The organism is Sphingomonas sp. TF3, assembly GCF_003985085.1.
Lineage (GTDB): Bacteria > Pseudomonadota > Alphaproteobacteria > Sphingomonadales > Sphingomonadaceae > Sphingomonas.
Genome location: NZ_RWKS01000009.1, coordinates 40,691 through 59,601, shown reverse-complemented (window position 1 = coordinate 59,601; position 18,911 = coordinate 40,691). Strand labels below are relative to the sequence as shown.

24 protein-coding genes and 2 tRNA genes are annotated in these 18,911 nt (G+C 64.3%); 9 read left to right on the top strand and 17 right to left on the bottom strand.

The annotated features are described in order from the left end of the window. Positions 1 to 45: 45 nt before the first annotated feature. The 7 genes from EJC47_RS09910 to EJC47_RS09880 form a co-directional block, all read right to left on the bottom strand. Entirely contained in the window at positions 46 to 885 is an 840-nt protein-coding gene (locus tag EJC47_RS09910) for an NADH-quinone oxidoreductase subunit C (protein ID WP_126847271.1), read from the bottom strand. After that, a complete protein-coding gene (locus EJC47_RS09905) occupies positions 882 to 1,424 on the bottom strand; it encodes a NuoB/complex I 20 kDa subunit family protein (protein WP_010402589.1) in 543 nt (180 codons plus the stop codon). Before EJC47_RS09905 ends, EJC47_RS09910 begins: the two co-directional genes overlap by 4 nt. Next, entirely contained in the window at positions 1,415 to 1,789 is a 375-nt protein-coding gene (gene ndhC / locus EJC47_RS09900; protein ID WP_010402587.1) for an NADH-quinone oxidoreductase subunit A, read from the bottom strand. The genes EJC47_RS09905 and ndhC overlap by 10 nt, the downstream gene beginning before the upstream one ends. A gap of 282 nt (positions 1,790 to 2,071) precedes the next feature. Continuing rightward, positions 2,072 to 2,884 carry an inositol monophosphatase family protein gene (locus EJC47_RS09895; protein ID WP_033963272.1) on the bottom strand — a complete coding sequence of 271 codons (813 nt, stop codon included), beginning with the start codon at positions 2,882 to 2,884 and terminating at the stop codon, positions 2,072 to 2,074. 148 nt (positions 2,885 to 3,032) lie between these two features. Then, entirely contained in the window at positions 3,033 to 3,596 is a 564-nt protein-coding gene (gene efp, locus EJC47_RS09890) for an elongation factor P (RefSeq protein ID WP_126847269.1), read from the bottom strand. Positions 3,597 to 3,633: 37 nt separating this feature from the next. Beyond that, a complete protein-coding gene (locus EJC47_RS09885; protein WP_126847267.1) occupies positions 3,634 to 4,224 on the bottom strand; it encodes a M23 family metallopeptidase in 591 nt (196 codons plus the stop codon). 3 nt (positions 4,225 to 4,227) lie between these two features. Further along, positions 4,228 to 5,244, bottom strand: a complete 1,017-nt coding sequence (locus tag EJC47_RS09880) for a L,D-transpeptidase family protein (RefSeq protein WP_126847265.1) — start codon at positions 5,242 to 5,244, stop codon at positions 4,228 to 4,230. A gap of 79 nt (positions 5,245 to 5,323) precedes the next feature. Between EJC47_RS09880 and EJC47_RS09875 the strand changes: the two genes are divergently transcribed. Both EJC47_RS09875 and EJC47_RS09870 read left to right on the top strand, forming a co-directional pair. Beyond that, positions 5,324 to 5,869, top strand: a complete 546-nt coding sequence (locus EJC47_RS09875; RefSeq protein WP_126847263.1) for a DUF882 domain-containing protein — start codon at positions 5,324 to 5,326, stop codon at positions 5,867 to 5,869. Between the two features lie 59 nt (positions 5,870 to 5,928). Further along, on the top strand, positions 5,929 to 7,008 hold the full coding sequence (locus EJC47_RS09870) for a potassium channel family protein (RefSeq protein WP_126847261.1): 1,080 nt from the start codon (positions 5,929 to 5,931) through the stop codon (positions 7,006 to 7,008). A gap of 7 nt (positions 7,009 to 7,015) precedes the next feature. Here the strand turns inward: EJC47_RS09870 and thiE are convergent, their stop codons facing one another. Genes thiE through EJC47_RS09850 form a run of 4 tightly spaced genes read right to left on the bottom strand, consistent with a single transcriptional unit; the run spans position 7,016 to position 9,768 of the window. Next, positions 7,016 to 7,699, bottom strand: coding sequence for a thiamine phosphate synthase (gene thiE / locus EJC47_RS09865; RefSeq protein WP_126847259.1), 684 nt, complete (start codon positions 7,697 to 7,699; stop codon positions 7,016 to 7,018). Continuing rightward, positions 7,689 to 8,177: a hypothetical protein gene (locus EJC47_RS09860; protein WP_185867629.1), complete on the bottom strand. Its 489-nt coding sequence runs from the start codon at positions 8,175 to 8,177 to the stop codon at positions 7,689 to 7,691. Before EJC47_RS09860 ends, thiE begins: the two co-directional genes overlap by 11 nt. A 5-nt stretch (positions 8,178 to 8,182) precedes the next feature. Then, positions 8,183 to 8,854, bottom strand: a complete 672-nt coding sequence (locus EJC47_RS09855; protein ID WP_126847257.1) for an O-methyltransferase — start codon at positions 8,852 to 8,854, stop codon at positions 8,183 to 8,185. A gap of 5 nt (positions 8,855 to 8,859) precedes the next feature. Then, positions 8,860 to 9,768, bottom strand: a complete 909-nt coding sequence (locus tag EJC47_RS09850) for a class I fructose-bisphosphate aldolase (protein ID WP_126847255.1) — start codon at positions 9,766 to 9,768, stop codon at positions 8,860 to 8,862. Between the two features lie 129 nt (positions 9,769 to 9,897). On the opposite strand from EJC47_RS09850, the gene EJC47_RS09845 reads away from it, so the two are divergent. Continuing rightward, positions 9,898 to 10,413, top strand: a complete 516-nt coding sequence (locus EJC47_RS09845; RefSeq protein WP_126847253.1) for a TlpA family protein disulfide reductase — start codon at positions 9,898 to 9,900, stop codon at positions 10,411 to 10,413. Here the strand turns inward: EJC47_RS09845 and EJC47_RS09840 are convergent, their stop codons facing one another. Genes EJC47_RS09840 through gap form a run of 3 tightly spaced genes read right to left on the bottom strand, consistent with a single transcriptional unit; the run spans position 10,414 to position 13,081 of the window. Then, a complete protein-coding gene (locus EJC47_RS09840) occupies positions 10,414 to 11,607 on the bottom strand; it encodes a phosphoglycerate kinase (protein WP_185867628.1) in 1,194 nt (397 codons plus the stop codon). 5 nt (positions 11,608 to 11,612) lie between these two features. Further along, positions 11,613 to 12,071, bottom strand: a complete 459-nt coding sequence (locus tag EJC47_RS09835) for an MOSC domain-containing protein (RefSeq protein WP_126847249.1) — start codon at positions 12,069 to 12,071, stop codon at positions 11,613 to 11,615. After that, positions 12,071 to 13,081 carry a type I glyceraldehyde-3-phosphate dehydrogenase gene (gap, locus tag EJC47_RS09830; RefSeq protein WP_126847247.1) on the bottom strand — a complete coding sequence of 337 codons (1,011 nt, stop codon included), beginning with the start codon at positions 13,079 to 13,081 and terminating at the stop codon, positions 12,071 to 12,073. The genes EJC47_RS09835 and gap overlap by 1 nt, the downstream gene beginning before the upstream one ends. Before the next feature lie 198 nt (positions 13,082 to 13,279). On the opposite strand from gap, the gene EJC47_RS09825 reads away from it, so the two are divergent. The 4 genes from EJC47_RS09825 (at position 13,280) to EJC47_RS09810 (ending at position 14,756) form a co-directional block, all read left to right on the top strand. Continuing rightward, a complete protein-coding gene (locus EJC47_RS09825) occupies positions 13,280 to 13,465 on the top strand; it encodes a hypothetical protein (protein WP_126847245.1) in 186 nt (61 codons plus the stop codon). Beyond that, positions 13,465 to 13,752 (top strand): cell division protein ZapA, encoded by a 288-nt coding sequence (locus tag EJC47_RS09820; RefSeq protein WP_126847243.1) that lies wholly within the window; start codon positions 13,465 to 13,467, stop codon positions 13,750 to 13,752. The genes EJC47_RS09825 and EJC47_RS09820 overlap by 1 nt, the downstream gene beginning before the upstream one ends. A gap of 237 nt (positions 13,753 to 13,989) precedes the next feature. Continuing rightward, positions 13,990 to 14,547, top strand: coding sequence for a 5-formyltetrahydrofolate cyclo-ligase (locus EJC47_RS09815; protein ID WP_126847241.1), 558 nt, complete (start codon positions 13,990 to 13,992; stop codon positions 14,545 to 14,547). Beyond that, positions 14,544 to 14,756, top strand: a complete 213-nt coding sequence (locus tag EJC47_RS09810; RefSeq protein ID WP_033965758.1) for a DUF2842 domain-containing protein — start codon at positions 14,544 to 14,546, stop codon at positions 14,754 to 14,756. The genes EJC47_RS09815 and EJC47_RS09810 overlap by 4 nt, the downstream gene beginning before the upstream one ends. A 23-nt stretch (positions 14,757 to 14,779) precedes the next feature. On the opposite strand, the gene EJC47_RS09805 is transcribed toward EJC47_RS09810, so the two are convergent. The 3 genes from EJC47_RS09805 to EJC47_RS09795 all read right to left on the bottom strand — a co-directional run bounded on the left by EJC47_RS09805 (position 14,780) and on the right by EJC47_RS09795 (position 16,364). Further along, a tRNA-Asp gene (locus tag EJC47_RS09805) sits at positions 14,780 to 14,856 on the bottom strand. 171 nt (positions 14,857 to 15,027) lie between these two features. Next, a tRNA-Asp gene (locus tag EJC47_RS09800) sits at positions 15,028 to 15,104 on the bottom strand. A 45-nt stretch (positions 15,105 to 15,149) separates the two neighbouring features. Next, positions 15,150 to 16,364 (bottom strand): AI-2E family transporter, encoded by a 1,215-nt coding sequence (locus EJC47_RS09795; RefSeq protein ID WP_126847239.1) that lies wholly within the window; start codon positions 16,362 to 16,364, stop codon positions 15,150 to 15,152. A 54-nt stretch (positions 16,365 to 16,418) separates the two neighbouring features. Here EJC47_RS09795 and EJC47_RS09790 point away from each other — a divergent pair, with 54 nt between their 5' ends. Together EJC47_RS09790 and EJC47_RS09785 are read left to right on the top strand one after the other, a co-directional pair. After that, positions 16,419 to 17,885: an FGGY family carbohydrate kinase gene (locus EJC47_RS09790; RefSeq protein ID WP_126847237.1), complete on the top strand. Its 1,467-nt coding sequence runs from the start codon at positions 16,419 to 16,421 to the stop codon at positions 17,883 to 17,885. 45 nt (positions 17,886 to 17,930) lie between these two features. Further along, entirely contained in the window at positions 17,931 to 18,908 is a 978-nt protein-coding gene (locus tag EJC47_RS09785) for a CPBP family intramembrane glutamic endopeptidase (protein ID WP_126847235.1), read from the top strand. Positions 18,909 to 18,911: the final 3 nt, after the last annotated feature.

Below are 18,911 nucleotides of genomic sequence, written 5' to 3'. Positions count from 1 at the left end.
GTGTCGGTTTCTCGACTTCGCTCGAAACGAACGGAAGAAGAGTGCTCACTGGTTCTGTCCTCCGCCAGTGCCGCTGCCCTTCGAAGGGACGAGATCGGGATTGGCCGGCTTATCGCCCGCATCGGGCCCCGCCTTACCGGCACCGGACTGCGCGGTGCTGTCGGTCGTCTTGGGCTGGCTCGATGCCTGTTTGGGCGAGGCAGCCGCATCCGCCTTGACGACCTCGTCGGCCTTGAGCGGCGTCGGCGCGCCCTTTTCCTCAGGCAGCTTGGCCTTTTCATCGCCGGGCAGGACGTATTCGGCACCTTCCCAGGGACTCATGAAATCGAAGGTGCGGAAATCCTGCGCCAGCGCGACAGGCTCGTATACAACGCGCTTGGCTTCTTCCGAATAGCGCAGTTCGACATAGCCGCTGAGCGGAAAGTCCTTGCGCTGCGGATGACCACGAAAGCCGTAATCGGTCAGGATGCGACGGAGATCGGCATTGCCCGAGAACAGCACGCCATACATGTCGTACACTTCGCGCTCGAGCCAGCCCGCGACCGGCCAGATGCCCGTCACGGACGGCACCGGCTTCTCGTCATCGGTCTGCACATGCACGCGGATGCGGTGGTTGCGCGTCAGCGATAGCAGGCAATAGACGACCTCGAACCGATCGACACCGCGATCGGGATAATCGACGCCCGCGATTTCCATCAGCTGCTGATATTCGAGGCCCGGCGTGTCGCGCAGTGCGACCATCGTCTCGACCAGCGAGGCACGATCGACATGCAGCGCAACCTCACCCACCGCCTCGACCGGCGCGAGCAACTTGGCACCAAGCGCAGCGCGGGCCGCGTCGATTACGCCGTCATTGGCGACATAGGCTGGAGCGGGGGCCCTCACCGTTCGATCGTCCCGACACGGCGGATCTTCCGCTGAAGCTGCATGATGCCGTAGAGCAGCGCTTCGGCGGTCGGCGGACAACCGGGCACATAGATGTCGACCGGCACGATCCGGTCGCAGCCACGCACCACCGAATAGCTGTAATGGTAATAGCCGCCGCCATTGGCGCAGCTCCCCATCGAGATGACGTATTTCGGCTCGGACATCTGGTCATAGACCTTGCGCAGCGCCGGGGCCATCTTGTTGCACAGCGTGCCTGCGACGATCATCACGTCCGACTGGCGCGGAGACGCGCGCGGTGCCGCGCCGAAACGCTCGAGATCATAGCGCGGCATGTTGACGTGGATCATCTCGACCGCGCAGCAGGCGAGCCCGAAGGTCATCCACCACAGCGAGCCGGTACGCGCCCACTGGAACAGTTCTTCGGTCGAGGTGACGAGGAAACCCTTGTCGCCGAGTTCGCCATTGAGATCGTTGAAGAACGACGCGTCGGGCTGGACGATATCCTGACCGGACGGACGGATGAGTTCTACTCCCATTCGAGCGCTCCCTTCTTCCACGCATAGACCAGGCCGAGCGCCAGTTCGACGATGAACAGCATCATCGAGCCCCAGGCGACCCAGCCAAGTTTGAAGACCGACACGGCCCAGGGATACAGAAACGCCGCTTCCAGATCGAAGATGATGAACAGGATGGCGACGAGATAAAAGCGCACGTCGAACTGGCTGCGCGGATCTTCGAACGCGGGGAAGCCGCACTCATATTCGCTCAGCTTTTCGGGGGTCGGCTTGTGCGCGCCGGTCAGGCGGGCAACGATCATCGGCAGAAACACGAACGCGCTGGAGAGCGCGAGTGCCACGCCGAGGAACAGCAGGATCGGCAAATAGTGGGACAGGTCAACCAATGGGTTTCTCGCATGTGCGAACAGGTGTGCGTGGGCTTTAGGACGATGCACTTTGAGGGGCAAGGGTCGCGGGAGTGAGAATGAATCGCAACTAAAATCCTTCCCCCAAGGACCGACGGTCTCGCCCATAAGCGCAGCCGGTGGCAGTCGGTTCTGCTCTTTATGAGTTTGTGTCTTCGTGCGAGCAAAAACAGCTTCTCGCACGAAGACACAAAGGCACGAAGCGATCGCGTTGGTGCTCGACTGTACCGCTCCCCTTCGCGTCGAGGGAGAGACGAAATTTTAGCGGAGTGCCCCCGCGAGCAGCTTGTGCAAACGCGATTGCAGCGCGTCGTTGGCCGCCAGGAATTCGCTGCGCTCCATCATGCGGTCGCCACCCCGGAAATCGGTGACGAAACCACCGGCCTCCTTGACCAGCAACAGCCCTGCCGCGACGTCCCACGGCTGCAGCGCCGATTCCCAATAGCCGTCATACCGGCCAGCGGCGACCCAGGCGAGATCGAGCGCGGCCGATCCCATCCGCCGGATCCCAGCGACTTCCGGCGCAATCGCACCGAAAATGCGGCTCCATTCGACGAAATTGCCGTGCCCCAGGAACGGGATACCCGTCGCGATCAGCGAATCGGCCAGGTCGCGGCGCGCCGATACGCGCAGCCGCTGCTCCTGCACCCACGCGCCGCGCCCCTTTTCGGCCCAGAACGCTTCGTCGGTGATCGGCTGATAGATCAGGCCCGAGGTGATCTCGCGCTTGCCATTGGGCATCGGCTCCTCGACCGCGATCGAAATCGCGAAATGCGGAATGCCGTGGAGAAAGTTGGTCGTGCCGTCGAGCGGATCGACGATGAAGCGCGGCTTGTTGGGGTCGCCCGCGACCTCGCCGCGCTCCTCCATCAGGAAACCCCAATCGGGCCGCGCGCGCGACAATTCTTCATACAGCGTCTGCTCGGCGCGCTGATCGGCCATCGACACGAAGTCGGCCGGCCCCTTGCGGCTGACCTGCAACTGCTGGACCTCGTTGAAATCGCGACGCAAGCGCGGGCCGGCCTTGCGCGCGGCGCGGTCCATGATCGTCATCAGGCCGGAATGGGATGCCATATTCTTACTTTCTATCTCCCTCTCCCCCTTCAGGGGAGAGGGTCGGGGAGAGGGGCAGGTTCGAGCGCTACGCCCGACAACGGCCCCTCTCCCGTCCTCGCTATGCTCGGCCACCCTCTCCCCGCAAGCGGGGAGAGGGAGACATTAGTTAGTCGGCCCGCCGGACGTAGCTCTGTTCATAAACATCGACCACAATGCGCGTGCCCGCGCCAATGTGCGGCGGCACCATCACGCGCACGCCATTTTCCAGGATCGCGGGCTTGTAGCTGGACGAGGCGGTCTGCCCCTTCACCACCGCGTCGGCCTCGACGATCAGCGCCTCGATCGTGTCGGGCAACTGCACCGAGATCGGCCGCTCTTCCCACAGCTCCATCACGACATCCATGCCATCCTGCAGGAAGGCGGCGGCATCGCCCAGAATGTCGGCGTCGAGCGAGATCTGCTCGTAATTGATCTTGTCCATGAAGGTCAGCGTGTCGCCTTCGCGGAACAGGAACTGGAAATCGACCGTATCGAGCCGGACCTTCTCGACGCTTTCCGCCGAGCGGAAGCGGACGTTGGTCTTGCGGCCGTCGATGAGGTTCTTCATCTCGACCTGCATATAGGCACCACCCTTGCCCGGCTGGGTATGCTGGATTTTCACCGTCTTCCAGATGCCGCCTTCATATTCGAGAATGTTGCCGGGACGGATTTCGACCGCGTTGATCTTCATGGGGGTGCCTGTAGTTGGAAAGAGCAAGGCGCGGCCTTTAGCCGGGCAAGGGCTGTCCGGCAAGATAGCGGTAGGGGTCGACATCCTCCCCTTCATACCAATGCTGCTCGGGCGTGGTGCGCGTCAGGCCGAAATGCAGTTGGAAATTGCCCGCACCGGCATTGCCGGTATCGCCGACATAGCCGAGCACCGTTCCAGCCGCGACACCCTGCCCCTCGTGCAGCCCCGGCGCATAGGCGGAAAGATGCGCGTAATAATACGTCCAGCGCCGGTCGGGCGAGCGGACATAGACGGTGGTGCCGCCCGCCGCGCTTGTGAACAGCTTCTCAACCGTACCGGACGCGGCTGCCAGCACTGGACTGCCCGCCGGAGCGGCAATGTCGGTGCCGTGATGCAGGCGCAGCCCATTCTCCCGCGGATCGCCCCAGGACTCGATGAGAGCGCCGCGCGCCACCCTTGCCACCGGAACGACCAGACGCGTGCCGGACGGGTTCCGTTCGGCCACAACCGGTCGCGTGGTGAGTCCCGCCGCCGTGCGCGGAGCGTCGGGCAACAATGCCAGCAAAGCGATCCACCCGGCCGCCGCGACGGCAATGACCAACAGCGCGATACGACCCAACCACCCCACGGATTATTCCTGGAACACAGCCGGCGTGCCCGGCTTGATCATCATCGCCAGCCGCGCCGCATCCCAATTGGTCAGGCGGATGCAGCCATGGCTTTCGGCCCGGCCGATCGTCTCTGGCGAAGGCGTCCCGTGGATGCCGTAATGCGGCTTGGACAGATCAAGCCACACCACGCCCACCGGCCCGTTTGGACCCGGTGGCAGCAACGCCGCCCTTGCGCCCTTCTTTGCGTCCCAGAACAGCTTGGGATTGTAGTGGAAGGGCGGATTGTAGGACGGCCCCAGGATCTTCCAGGTGCCGATCGGCAACGGATCATGCTCGCTTCCCATCGTCGCCATGAACTGCGCGACCAGCTTGCCGTCCTTGTCCAGAACGCGCAGCACCTCCTCGGACTTGTCGACCACCACCTTCGCCCCCGTCGGCTGCGTCGAATCGACGTTCAGGTCGCTGAGCGTCTGCCGCCATTTCTCGGGCAGCTTGGGGTCATAGGCACGTCCTGCTGTGATCGCATTGGGCACGACGATCTTGCTGCCCGGCACCAGCCGCGTCTGCGGGCTGTTCAATTCGAGCAGGACCGAAGGCTTGGCGTGGAACATTTCGCCCAGCTTCTCCATCGGCGAGCGATATCCGAGCGAGGACAGCTTTGCCTGGAGTTGCGGGTTCTTCGGCAGCGGATTGACGAACGGACCCGCCAGCATGTCAACGGTCAACGCAACCGTCTGTGTCGGCCGCCAGTCCCGATAGGGATGCAGCGCGCGCAGCGTCGTGAGATCCATCTCGCCGGTTTGCGGAAGGCCCCGCGTTTCCTGAAAGCCCTTGAGCGCCGCCACCAATGACTTGCCCGCGCGGCCATCGAGCACGCCGGGCGAGAAGCCGAGATGATCGAGGATAACCTGGACATGTAACGTCGAAATATCGAGCGCGGCGGGGGCCGCAGCGTTGATAGTTCCCACGGGCGCGGCCCCAACAAGACCAAGCGATGCTATTGCCAGACAAGCCGATCCAGCCAAGGTTTTTCGCATCGCCTTAATCTCCTACATACTATGATAAGCAGACAAACGATTGGAATACCGGCTTGTGTCCAAGGTGACGCCAGAAGCGATGACCCTGTCCCGACGCGCGATGATTGGCGGCGCGCTCATCGGCGGTGCAGCGCTTGCGCTCCCTTTTCCCGCCATGGCGGTCGGCACCGAATGGCGGCTGGCCATTCGCAACGTTCACAACAATGAAACCGTCGATGCGCTGTTCGCGCGGAACGGCACGTTCCTGCCCGAGGGACTGGCCGAGCTGAACCATGGCCTGCGCGACTGGCGCACCGGTGAATCGACGGTGATGGACCGCCGTCTGCTCGCCTTGCTCGTACAGTTGCGCGACAAGCTGGAATTGAGCGGCGGCAGCAAGATCAATCTGATCTCGGGCTATCGCTCGCCCGCAACCAACGCCGCGCTCCGCGCCAAGGGCGGCGAACATACCGGCGTTGCCAGCCAGAGCCAGCACATGCTGGGCAAGGCGACCGACATCATGGTGCCCGGCGTAACGCTCGATCGGCTGCACGGCGCGGCTCTCGCTCTGGGCGGCGGCGGTGTCGGCTATTATCCGCGCGACGGCTTCGTCCATGTCGATACGGGGCGCGTGCGGCACTGGTAACGACGGCCCGCTAATCCTCCACTGGACTTGCTGTTCACGCTGGGCAACAGTCCCGGTCCGTGCGCAAGATCCTCGCCGACGCTGAAGCCGTTCTCGGCTCCCCCGCCCGAAATCTCATCACGATTCTCGGCTATGTCGGACTTGTCATCGTCTTGGCAACGCTCGGCTACATGGCGGCGGGATGGAATTTCGTCGACGCGTCGTACATGGTGCTGCTGACCGTCTTCTCGGTCGGCTATGACGAAGTCAGACCGATCAACACGGGCTATCTGCATACCATCACGATCGCCACGATCGTGTTTGGCTGCACCGGCATGATCCTGTTGACCGGTGCGCTCGTCCAATTCTTCACCGTCCTGCAACTGCGCCAGATCCTGGGAGCCAACCGTATGCGCGCGCGAATCGACAAACTGTCCGGTCATGTCGTGATCTGCGGCTTCGGTCGCATCGGGACAATGCTCGCCCGCGACCTTGCGGAGGCGAAAATGCCGCTGGTCATCATCGAGCGGAGTGCGGATCGCCTCGCCGAGATCGAAGCCGCCGGCCACCTGTGCATCGGAGGCGACGCGACCGAGGAAGAGATTTTATTCGCGGCCGGGATCGACCGAGCACGTGTACTCTCGACAGTCCTGCCAGACGACGCGGCGAACGTTTTCATCACGCTCAGCGCGCGCAATCTCAACCCGACGCTCGAAATCATCGCGCGCGGCGAGGCCCCGACGACCGAACGCAAGCTGCGCCGCGCCGGGGCCGACCATGTCGTGCTGCCGACCCATATCGGTGCCGAACGCATCGCACGCATGGTGCTCTTCCCGAAAAGCGCGGATCTGGGATCGGACGCGGCGCTCAAACGCGCGCGCGGCGAACTCGGCGAAATGGGCCTGGATCTGGAAATCGTCTCGGCGCACGCCGGGTCGGCGATGTGTGTGTTGACCGTCGGCGAGGCCGAACGTCAGGCGGCCGGTGCGTTTTTCATCGTCCAGATCAAGCGCGGCGGTGCCGCCATCCTGCGGCCGTCCCCCGACGAGAAGATCCAGGTCAATGACGAGGTGATGGTGCTGGTGCGCGATGCCGGCACCACCGCCCGCAAGCTGTTCACCGCCAAGGCTGAAATCCGCGCCGGGCGCAACACCTACTGAAGCGCCATCAGGCGGCGAGCACGGCCTCGAACGCGCGTACCGCAGCCGCCTCGTCCCCGCCCCACACCGCGCCCGACACCGCGAGAAAATCTGCACCGGCGCGGATCAGCGGCGGCGCATTGACCGGCGTGATCCCGCCGATCGCCACACAGGGAATTTCAAACACCGTCGACCACCAGCTCAGCAGTACCGGATCGGCGACATGCTCGGTCGTTTTGGTGGTGGTCGGATAAAACGCGCCGAACGCGACATAGTCGGCCCCCGCCTCGCCCGCTTCCATCGCGAGATGGCGGCTGTCGTGGCAGGTCACGCCGATTTGCGCCGCGGGTCCGAGCTGCGCGCGCGCCTCGCGTGGGTCGCCATCGCCCTGCCCCAGATGCACGCCGTCAGCCCCCAGTCGTTTGGCGAGCGATATGCTGTCATTGACGATGAAGGCGACGTCGGCATCGGCGCAAATGCGCTGCAACGGTTCGGCGAGGGCTGCCGCGCTATGCTGGTCGATGTCCTTCACGCGAAACTGAAAGGCCGCGACCGGGCCGGCGTCCAGCGCCCGCTTCAGGCGATCGGGAAAGCCGCCGCCAACCTCGAGCGGCGACACCAGATAGAGCTGGCAGCGCGGCCGACGGTCGTCGCGCTGGAATTGCACCGCGAAATCGGGGTCGAGCGGGCCGAGGGGGTCTTCAATGTCCATTGTCGCGCGATAGCGCGGCGATCGCGGCATGGAAAGCGGCGGGATCGTCAAGCTTATGCGCGATCGCGTGGATCGGTTTGCCGCGCCGCGTGACAACGGGCGGGTGAAGATCGACCACGACGCTCGGCCAACTCGCCAAAGCAAGATTCAGAACCCCGCGCTGTTTGAGCGCAGCGGCATCCCACGTCGCGCGCAAACCCACGATCTGGCGCGTTGGAACGGTGACCGATTTCAGCAGGCCAGCCCGCATCGTCAGCGCGTGCTCGGTTAGCGTCACCGGCAACCGCCGGAGCGACCGCAGCAACAGGATCAGGCCAAGCACCAGCGATAGGTCAAGCACGCCGACCCCAAGCGCAACCGTCCAGCCGAACACAGCACCCACCACCAGATGGACCACGCACATCTCGACAATGGCAATCCCGAGAAGGACGCCGATCATCGGGCCGAGGCTGCGATGATAGGCGAACTCTTCGGACATAGCGCTCAGACCGCTTCTACAACGGCCAGCACGAAGCCATCCCATTTCTTCGCGCCAACGGTTTGCACAGCGGTGGCGCTCAAACGTGGCTCGCTTGCGATCATGTCGAACAACGCGCGGACTCCGTGAACGCGTGAATCGGTGCTTGCCGGGTCGAGCACCTCGCCGTCGCGCACCACATTATCGACCACGATCGTCGTGCCCGGTCGCGCAAGCGCCATAGCCGAGCGGACATAGGGGACACAATTTTCCTTGTCGGCATCGACAAACACCAGGTCGAACGGCCCCTCGCCCTGCGCGATCATCGCCTCAAGCGATGACAGTGCCGCGCCGACGCGGACTTCGACCCGTTCGCCAAGGCCAGCGCGCGCGATGTTGTCGCCCGCCACCGCCGCATGGTGCGGATCGATTTCCAGCGTCACCATTCGCCCGTCTTCGGGCAGGGCCCGCGCCAGCCAGATCGTCGAATAGCCGCCAAGCGTGCCGATCTCGAGGATGCGCCGCGCGCCGACCATCCGCGCGAAGAGATGCAGCATCTTGCCCTGTGCGGGCGAGACATCGATCTGCGGCAGTCCGGCGGCGGCGTTGGCAGCGAGGGCTGCATCCAGCACCACATCGTCACCCAGCAAATGGTCGACGATATAGCCGTCGACCGCCTCCCACCCCGCCCCGGACATCGGGTTTACTCCTCGCCCTTGTAGATCGCGATGATCTTGGCGAGCATCTCAAGCGCCTCTGCGCGCGGGCGCTGGAAGGTGTTGCGGCCGATGATCGAGCCGTTGCCACCGCCATCGCGAATGTCGCGCGCGTCCTGATAGACCGCATCGGCACCCTTGGCCGCGCCGCCCGAGAACACCACGATCCGCCGCCCGGCAAAGCTCGCCTGCACGACATGGCGCACCCGGTCCGCCTGCTTCGACCAGTCGGTGCCCTCATAAAGGGGCTTGGCTTCCTTCTGCTCGATATGGTCGCTCGGCAGCTTCACCTTGATGATGTGCGCACCCAGCAACGCCGCCATGTGCGCGGCATAGGCACCGACATCGAGCGCCAGTTCGCCCGACTTGGGCAGGATGCCGCCGCGCGGATAGGACCAGATCACGGTGGCGATGCCGACCGACTTTGCCTCGGCCGAAAGCTCGCGAATCTGCCCGATCATGTCGAACAAATCGTCCGAACCGGGATAGATGGTGAAGCCGATCGCCGCGCAACCAAGCCGCACCGCATCCTCGACGCTGCCGGTCACCGCCTGGTTCGCGCCCTGCGCCCAGCTGTTCGAGCTGTTGACCTTGAGGATCGTCGGGATCTGCCCGGCAAAGGTCTCCGCCCCCGCCTCCAACATGCCAAGCGGCGCGGCATAGGCCGAAAGCCCGGCATCGATCGCAAGCTGATAGTGATAATGGGGATCGTAGGCGGGCGGATTGACCGCGAAGCTGCGCGCCGGGCCATGCTCGAACCCCTGGTCGACCGGAAGAATCACCAGCTTGCCGGTGCCGCCAAGCTTTCCCTGCATCAGGATGCGGGCGAGATTGGCCTTGGTTGCAGGGTTGTCCGACTCATATTTGTCGAGAATGGCCTTGACCTGTGGCGTCATCGGAAGCTCCCATTTCCTAAAGCGGTGTTGTTATGGCCGCGGGTGTTAGCGACCCCGATCCTCCGGGGCAACGCTTGACGCGCGCCTTGGGGCGCGGCACGCTCGCGGGCATCTCTGAGGGGGGAAGCCATGCGCCGTTTTTCGAAAGTCGCACTGTCGGGCGCATTGGCGCTGGCCGCGGTCGCCTTGTTGGGCGCGGGCGGACCGCCCAAGGTGGGCGATGTCGCGCCACCGTTCGAACTCACGCTGATCGATGGAAGCAAGGTCTCGTCAGACGCCTTGCGCGGCCAGGTCGTCGTGCTCAATTTCTGGGCCACCTGGTGCGGGCCGTGCAAGAAGGAGCTGCCCACACTCGACACCTATTACGAGCTGCAAAAGACCCACGGCCTCAAGGTGTTCACCATCGCCACCGAGGACTCGCTGCCGCTCTACCAGTTGAAGAAGCTGTTCGCGGTGATGCACATGCCTTCGGCACGCCGGATCAAGGGCAATTACCCGATCCTGAGCGGGGTTCCGACCAACTACATCATCGATCGCTCGGGCCATGTCCGCTACGCCAAGGCAGCGGCGTTCGATCTCGACTCGCTCAACGCCGAACTCGTCCCGCTGTTGCGGGAACCGGCACCGCCGGCCCCGCAAAGCTGATCATCCGCGCGACAGCGCGGCGACGCCGGGAAGGTCCTTGCCTTCCATCCATTCCAGGAAGGCACCACCGGCGGTCGAGACGAAGGTGAACTCGTCCGCCACGCCCGCCTGGTTGAGCGCGGCAACCGTGTCGCCACCGCCCGCCACCGAGACGAGCGAACCGCTCTTGGTCAAAGCGGCTGCCGTCTTGGCGAGCGCAACCGTCGCCGTGTCGAACGGCGGGGTTTCGAACGCACCCAGCGGTCCGTTCCACACCAAAGTCCGGCAATTCTTGAGCACATCGGCCAGCGCCTCGGTCGCGGCCGGTCCGATGTCGAGGATCATCTCGTCGGCGGCGACTTCATGCACATTGACGGTGCGGACCGGCGGGTTGGCGCGGAATTCCTTCGACACCACCACATCATAGGGCAAATGGATCGTGCAGTTTGCGCTGTCCGCTGCCTCGAAGATTTCCTCAGCCGTTCCGGTCAGTTCATGCTCGCACAGCGACTTGCCGACATCGACGCCGCGCGCCGCAAGGAAGGTGTTGGCCATGCCGCCGCCGATGATGAGGTGGTCCACCTTGGTAACCAGATGCTTCAACACATCGAGCTTGGTCGAAACCTTGGCCCCGCCGACCACCGCCGCCACGGGATGCTCAGGGTTGCCCAGCGCCTTGTCGAGCGCGTCGAGTTCCGCTTCCATCGCGCGGCCCGCAAAGGCCGGCAGCTTGTGCGCCAGCCCCTCGGTCGAGGCGTGCGCGCGGTGCGCGGCGGAGAAGGCGTCGTTCACATACAGGTCGCCCAGCGCCGCAAAGCGGTCGATCACCGCCGGATCGTTCTTTTCCTCGCCGCCAAAGAAGCGCGTATTCTCCAGCACGGCAATGTCGCCGGGCTGCAACGCCGCAACCGCTGCGGCATCGCCTTCCCAATCGACATAGGTCACCGGCCGACCGAGCACGACCGCATAAGGGCCAACCAGTTGCTTCAGCGACAGCTCGGCCGAGGGGACGCCCTTGGGGCGCCCGAAATGCGCGAGAATCAGCACGATCGCGCCCCTGTCGGAAAGCTCGGTCACCGTCGGTACGGTCGCGCGCAGCCGCGTATCGTCGCTCACCGCGCCGTCGTGCATCGGCACGTTGAGATCTTCGCGTACCAGCACGCGCTTGCCGCGCACATCGCCCATGTCGTCCAACGTCTTGAAGGCCCGCGTCATGTCCATCACTCCTCAAGAACCACAATTGCATCGCCGACGCGGATCGTCCCGCCGACCAGGACGCGCGAACACGCACCCCCGCGCCAATCTGGCAGCAGCGCCGCCTTCAATCCGGGTGCGAGCGCTTCCATGCGCTCGCACGGATCGGTTTCGCGCGTAATCATCAGGGTCACCGACTGGCCGATCCGCAGCCGCACGCCAGGAACTTGTGGTAAATCAAGCTCTTCGACCAGCAAGTTCGCGCGACGTTCGAACCAGGGCAGGCTATGCCCGACCTCGGCCATCGCCGCGTCCCAATCACCGCGCTCCAGCAGGGTGACTTGTCGCCGCCCCTTGCCACCGGGTTTGATCACCCCGCGAAAATCGCCATGGAGGCCCCCGTCCAGAGTCACTTCGACATGGTCGACGGTCTCCATCGGACCTTTCGGGCGGCCATGGCGGGCGATGCCCGCCAGAACCCCCATTAGAGGAACTTGCCCATTGCCCCCGCAGTGTCGACCATGCGGTTGGAGAAGCCCCATTCATTGTCATACCAGCTAACCACGCGGACCAGCTTGCCGTCCATCACTGCTGTCTCGAGGCTGTCGATCGTCGACGAGGCAGGCGTGTGAACGATGTCGACCGAGACCAGCGGCTCGTCCGAGAACACCAGCACGCCCTTGAGCGGTCCGCTTTCGGACGCGGCCTTGAGGATCGCGTTGACTTCGTCCTTGGTCGTCTCCCGCGACGGCATGAAGGTCAGGTCGATCAGGCTGCCGTCGGGAACGGGCACGCGGATCGCAGAACCGTCGAGCTTGCCCTTCAGTTCGGGCAGCACTTCACCCACCGCGCGGGCGGCACCGGTGGTGGTCGGGATCATCGACATGGCAGCGGCCCGCGCGCGGCGCAGATCGGGGTGGATCTGGTCGAGGATCTTCTGGTCGTTGGTGTAGGCGTGGACGGTGGTCATCAGACCGCGCTCGATGCCGATCGCATCGTTCAGCACCTTGGCAACCGGGGCCAGGCAGTTGGTGGTGCACGACGCGTTCGACACGATCGTGTGCTCGGCGGTCAGTTTGTCATGGTTGACGCCGAAAACGACGGTCAGATCGACGCCTTTGCCCGGGGCCGAAATCAGCACCTTCTTGGCACCGGCATCGAGATGCTTCTGGCAGCTCGCGCGATCGGTGAAGAAGCCGGTGCATTCCAGCACGATGTCGATGCCCTGCTCGGCATGGGGCAGGTTGGCGGGGTCGCGCTCGGCGGTGACGCGGATGCGCTTGCCGTCGACGACCAGATCATTGCCCTCGGCCGAGACCTCGCCCGGATATTTGCCATGAACCGAGTCGCGGCTGAACAACCAGGCGTTGGACTTGGCATCGGCGAGATCGTTGATCGTGACCAGTTCGAGCCCGCTATCGCCACGCTCCAGGATGGCGCGTGCGACAAGGCGACCGATACGCCCGAAACCGTTGATCGCTACCTTGATCGTCATTGTGCTGGCTCCTTCAAGCGGCTGACCCTGTAGCGGCGCGCCACCGAGTCCTTCGAATGCGCGCGTCTTTGCGGGCGACAGGCGGGCGCGTCAACCGCCCGCCCTCTTTGGCACCCTTCATCGTGCAATCCGAACGGATGACGCGAACTCGTCACAAATGCGCCTTGTCCCTGTCCCGCGCCATGCTATCTCGTAAGCATGGCAGACGTTCCTTATCCTGCCGCGCTCGACCGGATCGACCGTGCCCTCGCTCGTATCGACGCCGCCGCCCAAGCGCGGATGACCCACAGCCAAGTCCTGGCGCGCCGCCATGAAACGCTGCGGACCCGCATGGCGGAGGCTATCGCCGCCCTCGACGCCATTCTGCAGCGCGAGGGCGACTGATGGCTGACGTTACGCTGACGATTGGCGACCGTCGCCATACCGTGGCCTGTCCTGATGGTCAGGAAGATCAGCTGCTTCGCCTCGGCACCGTGCTGGACGCAAAATGGGCCACCGCGGCGCGCGCGTCGGGCGGGATGAATGGCGAGCGCACGATGTTGTTCGTTGCGCTGATGCTGGCGGACGCGCTGGACGAGGCGGAACGTCGTCCGGCCAAGATCCAGGATGAGGTGCTGCTGACGCGCATCGCCGAACGGCTCGAATCGATCGCCACCTCCCTTGAGCAATAGCGCACAAGCGCCTATATCGTTTGGTGGCGGGCACTGCCCGGTACGAGCCTTTATTATCCCTGAGGCTATTCATCATCCAAGGGGGCTGTCCCTGCCCGGGCCCTGGCCCGAAGCACATGGTCCCCACCTGACGTACCGTGCGTCAGAGGATAACCCGGCACACGGCCACGGCGGTCCCGCCACCCCGCTTTCCCGTGGCGCTCAGGCCACGCATTGGCCATCGCCGGACGAGAGACCGTGACGCAGACCACGATCGACAAGCGGGCGCTGCGCGCGCGGATTCGCGCCGAGCGCGACCGCTTTTTCGCGCATTCCCCCGCCCCGATCGCGGCACCGCCGGCGTTGCTTGCGCTGCTGCAGCCGGGGCGGATCGTTACCTCCTACATTCCCATCGGCAGTGAAGCCGATCCGCAACACCTCGACGCTGCGGCACGGGCCGCAGGCTGCCGTCTGGCTTTGCCCCACGTAACCACGCGGGAAGCGCCCATGCGCTTTCTGGAGTGGGATGGGTACTCGGCGCTTGTCGAGGGCCGGTACGGGCTCTCCCAGCCTCCCAGCGACGCGCCAGAGGTCGTCCCCGACATCATTCTCACGCCCATGCTGGCGTTCGATGCGAAGCTCGACCGGCTGGGGCAAGGTGCCGGCTATTACGACCGCGCCTTCGCGACGTTTCCCGACGCTTGGCGGATCGGGGTTGCGTGGAGCGTGCAACAGGTCGAGTCCTTGCCGACCGAAGCGTGGGACATGCCGCTCCACGCCGTCATCACCGAATGTGGATGGATTCCCCGACCATGACCCCAAGTTGGCGTAAACCCGTCGGGATGCTGGCGATTCTGGTGTTGATCGGCGTGTGGTGCATCCTGGTTGCCAGCCTGTCTCGCCTGGTCGGCGGCTGGCATCCATTGTTGCAGGCCGCATTCTATCTGATCGCTGGCATCGCCTGGATCTGGATCCTGCCGATGCGGCGGATGCTGGCGTGGATGGAGACAGGGAAATTTCGCTGATTCCCCCTGGGCATGAAGGGGAATGGCGCGAGTGACGGGGCTCGAACCCGCGACCTCCGGCGTGACAGGCCGGCGCTCTAACCAACTGAGCTACACCCGCTTGAGAAGCGAGAGGCGCGGCTCCTAAGCGACGCCCCCTACCCTGTCAATGACCTCAGGAGAACACGATACGATTGTTCGTCGAACGTTCAACACTAATGCCTGAACCCAGGCTGCACGACGTCAAAAATTTGAGGGGATATCGCCGCCTTCCCAAGCAATTTGCGGGGAATGGCGCGAGTGACGGGGCTCGAACCCGCGACCTCCGGCGTGACAGGCCGGCGCTCTAACCAACTGAGCTACACCCGCTTGAAAAGCGTGAGGCGCGGCTCCTAAGCGACGCCCCCTAGCCTGTCAACGCTCCGTTTCACTTTCTTCGAAAGAAGCGTCGAAGCGGCCGCGACGCGGTCGGGTCAAGGTGCCGTGTTCAAACAAAAAACCTGCAATATCCGGCTTGCCTGCTGCCCCCAGCACGGTCTGGATGATGATCAGCAAGGGCACCGCCAGCAGCGTGCCCGCCGTACCCCACACCCAGCTCCAGAAACTGATCGACACCAAAATCATGATCGGGTTGATGGTCAAGCGATGCCCGACAATCAACGGCGTGACCGCATTCGCCTCGATCAAATGGCACCCGATCATCACAAAGGCGGGCACAAGCGCGACCCAGATGTCGTGGAAGGTCATCAATCCCCCCAGCGCGAGTAGCAACGCCGCCGTGATCGGGCCGAAATACGGGACGTAGTTGAGCAAGGCGACGATCCCACCCCACATCAACGGATAGGGCATTCCCATCACCCACAACACGCCGGCGATGATCAGGCCGAAGGACAGGTTGATGATCGTAATCGTACCAAGATAGGCCGACGTATCGTCCACGACATCCTGAATGACCCGCGCCGTCGCCATTGCCCCGCCGAAGCTGGCGCGGCTGGTGATCGTCTTCTTGCGCAGCCCGGTCCAGCCCGAGAGGAAGAAGAACACCACCAGGATCCCGAAGAACACCTGCACGATCACCGACGGCGCGAAACTCGCGGCGAGCTCCAAGATCGAACTCGGCGGTGCGACCGCAGTGGTGGCCGGTGCCCGGACCGGCCCCGATGCAGCCAGATGTTGCACCGTGCGATTGAGGTAACGCTCGAAACTCGAATAGAAATCGATCAAGGGCGCGATGTTCATCTGGATCCGGTCGATCCGTTCAGGCAGGCGACGAAAAAATTCCGTCGCGGGAACTACGATCGCCGCCAGCGCAACGTTTGCCGCGACCAGAAACAACAACACACAAATCAACGCAGCGAGCGCAGACGGCACGCGCCGTCGCTCAAACCATTCCAGAACAGGAACCAAGGCGATCGCGATCACCAAAGCGGCGGTGGTTGGCAGAAAGAACTCGGCCCCTGCCTTCAACGCAAAGGGCAGCGCCAATGCCAGGCCCACGCCGGCGATCAGCGTCAGTGCGGCCAACAGGCGATCGCGCCGCAATCCAATGCGACGTTCCTCCTCAGTGTCATGCGCACGCGTCGCGGTCAGGCCGAACGCGTCGCTCTTGCTTTCATCCCGATCTGCCATGACCCGTTCCTAGCGGCATTCCCTCGCCGCGCAAACCGCGCTAGCCCTTGTCCCATGTCAGACCTCATTCTCGTTATAGACGAAGGCACGACCTCGACGCGTGCCATGGCTTTTCGCCTCGACGGCAGCTGTGTGGCGACGGCGGGCGCAGAACTGACCCAGCATTATCCCGAACCCGGGCGAGTCGAGCACGACGCGTCCGAGATCTGGACAAAAACCCTCGCGGTCGCCCGCACGGCGATAGAAAAAGTGGGGGGTGCCGAAAAGATTGCCGCGATCGGCATTACCAACCAGCGCGAGACGATCGTGTTCTGGGACCGCGAAACGGGCGAACCGCTTGCCCCCGCGATCGTCTGGCAAGACCGGCGTACCGCAGCGACGTGCCGCTCGCTGAAAGAGGCGGGCAATGAGCCGATGGTGCAGGCCAAGACCGGCCTGTTGCTCGACCCGTATTTTTCGGGGAGCAAGATCGGCTGGGCGATGGCGCATTGGGATGCCGTAAAAACCGCCGGATCGCGACTCGCTGTCGGCACGGTCGAAAGCTGGCTGATCTGGAAGCTGACGGGCGGCCTGCACATCACCGACGCCACCAACGCCAGCCGCACCGCGCTGATGGCGATCGGCAGCGGCCATTGGGATGACGGACTGATCGAGCTGTTCGGTGCCCCCCGCTCGGCCTTGCCCGAAATCGTCGATTGCGCCGGGCATTTCGGTGAAACCCGGTTGTTCGGCGCGGCCATCCCGATCTGCGGCATCGCCGGGGATCAACAAGCGGCAACCATCGGCCAATCCTGCCTCGAGATCGGCGAGACCAAGGCGACCTTCGGCACCGGCGCATTTGTCCTGAGCCAGGCCGGACCGATCCCGCCGACCTCGCGCAACCGGTTGCTCTCCACGATCGTGTGGCAGATTGACGGGCGACGCGCTTATGCACTGGAGGGCTCGGTATTCGTCGCGGGCAGCTTGATCAAATGGTTGCGCGACGCGGTCGGCCTGATCGGCACCGCTGCGGAAACCGAGATACTGGCGCGCAGCGTTCCCGACAATGGCGGAACCTTCCTCGTACCGGCCCTCTCCGGCCTGGGTGCGCCGTGGTGGGAACCCGAAGCGCGCGCCGCCATCTCGGGCTTAAGCTTTTCGACCGGCAAGGCGCATATCGTGCGCGCCGCGCTGGAGGCGATGGCGCATCAGGCGCACGACCTGAAAACCGCCTTTGCTGCGGACGGCGTCGACTGGGCGTGTGTGCGGATTGATGGCGGGATGGTCGCCAATAACTGGATGGCGCAGGACATGTCCGACATTCTCGGGGTCAATGTCGAGCGCCCCAAATTTGCCGAGACAACCGCACTGGGCGCGGCGATGCTGGCGGGAGTCGGCTATGGCCTTTTCGCCAATCTGGCAGAGGCCAGCGCGATGCGTGGACACGTTGAAACCTTCACCCCGCAAATCGCCGAGCAGACCCGCGTCGACCGACTCGACGGGTGGTGCCGCGCGGTCCAGCGGGTTATCGCGCCGAACTGATCGACCGCCTACCACGACACGCCCAAAATCGCCGGGGGGACCTTGATGACCGACGCCGACACCGCTCAGCCCCGTGACCGGGGACTCCGCCGCATTTTCATCGGTAGCGACGGGCTACGTGCGGGGTGGAGTCTGCTGCTGTTTTGCCTGATCCTGACCGTGCTCACGATCGGAGCGGTGGCTGCGGCAACCTTTATCAACGGAAAGCCTCCCCACCCCCCTACGGGCGCGCCGCAAGGCGTCATCCCATCGATCAAGGGCGAAGCGCTCACCTTCGCGGTGCTGCTCGTCACCTCTTGGCTGATGTCGCGGATCGAGCGTCGCCCCTTCGCTGCTTATGGCCTGCGCCGGGAGCGCGCTGTGCCCGATCTGCTCACCGGCATGGCCTGGGGCATTGCCATGCTGTCGCTGCTGGTGGGAATGCTGACGCTGTCCGGCGCGCTGGTGTTCGACGGCTTCGCGATCGGCGGCAGTGCGGCGCTGGGGTATGGCGCGGCGTGGTTCTTCGCCTTCTGCCTGGTCGGCCTGTTCGAGGAATTTCTGACCCGCGGTTTCCTGCAATACACGCTTGCGCGGGGTGTCGCGGGAATTGTGCGCGCCGTGGCTCCTCCCGCCAGCAAAAACGCCCGCACGATCGGGTTCTGGGTGGCGGCACTGGTCTTCTCGGTCGGGGTTTTTGCGGGCGGGCATCTCGCCAATAAGGGCGAAACGGCGATGGGCCTGGTCAGCGTCGCCCTCGCCGGGCTCACCTTCGTCTATGTGCTGTATCGCACCGGGTCGCTGTGGTGGGCGATCGGCTTCCACGCAACGTGGGACTGGGCGCAGTCCTTCCTGTATGGCGTGCGCGATTCCGGGCTGGCGATGGAGGGGCACCTGCTTGCCTCGCACCCGGCCGGGGCCGCGTTGCTTTCGGGCGGCGAAACCGGGCCGGAGGGGAGCATCCTGGTGGTTCCCACGCTGCTGCTGACGGTGTTCATCATTCACCGCACGCTGCCGCGTCGCGCGGCCGCGTTCGACGCCTGATCG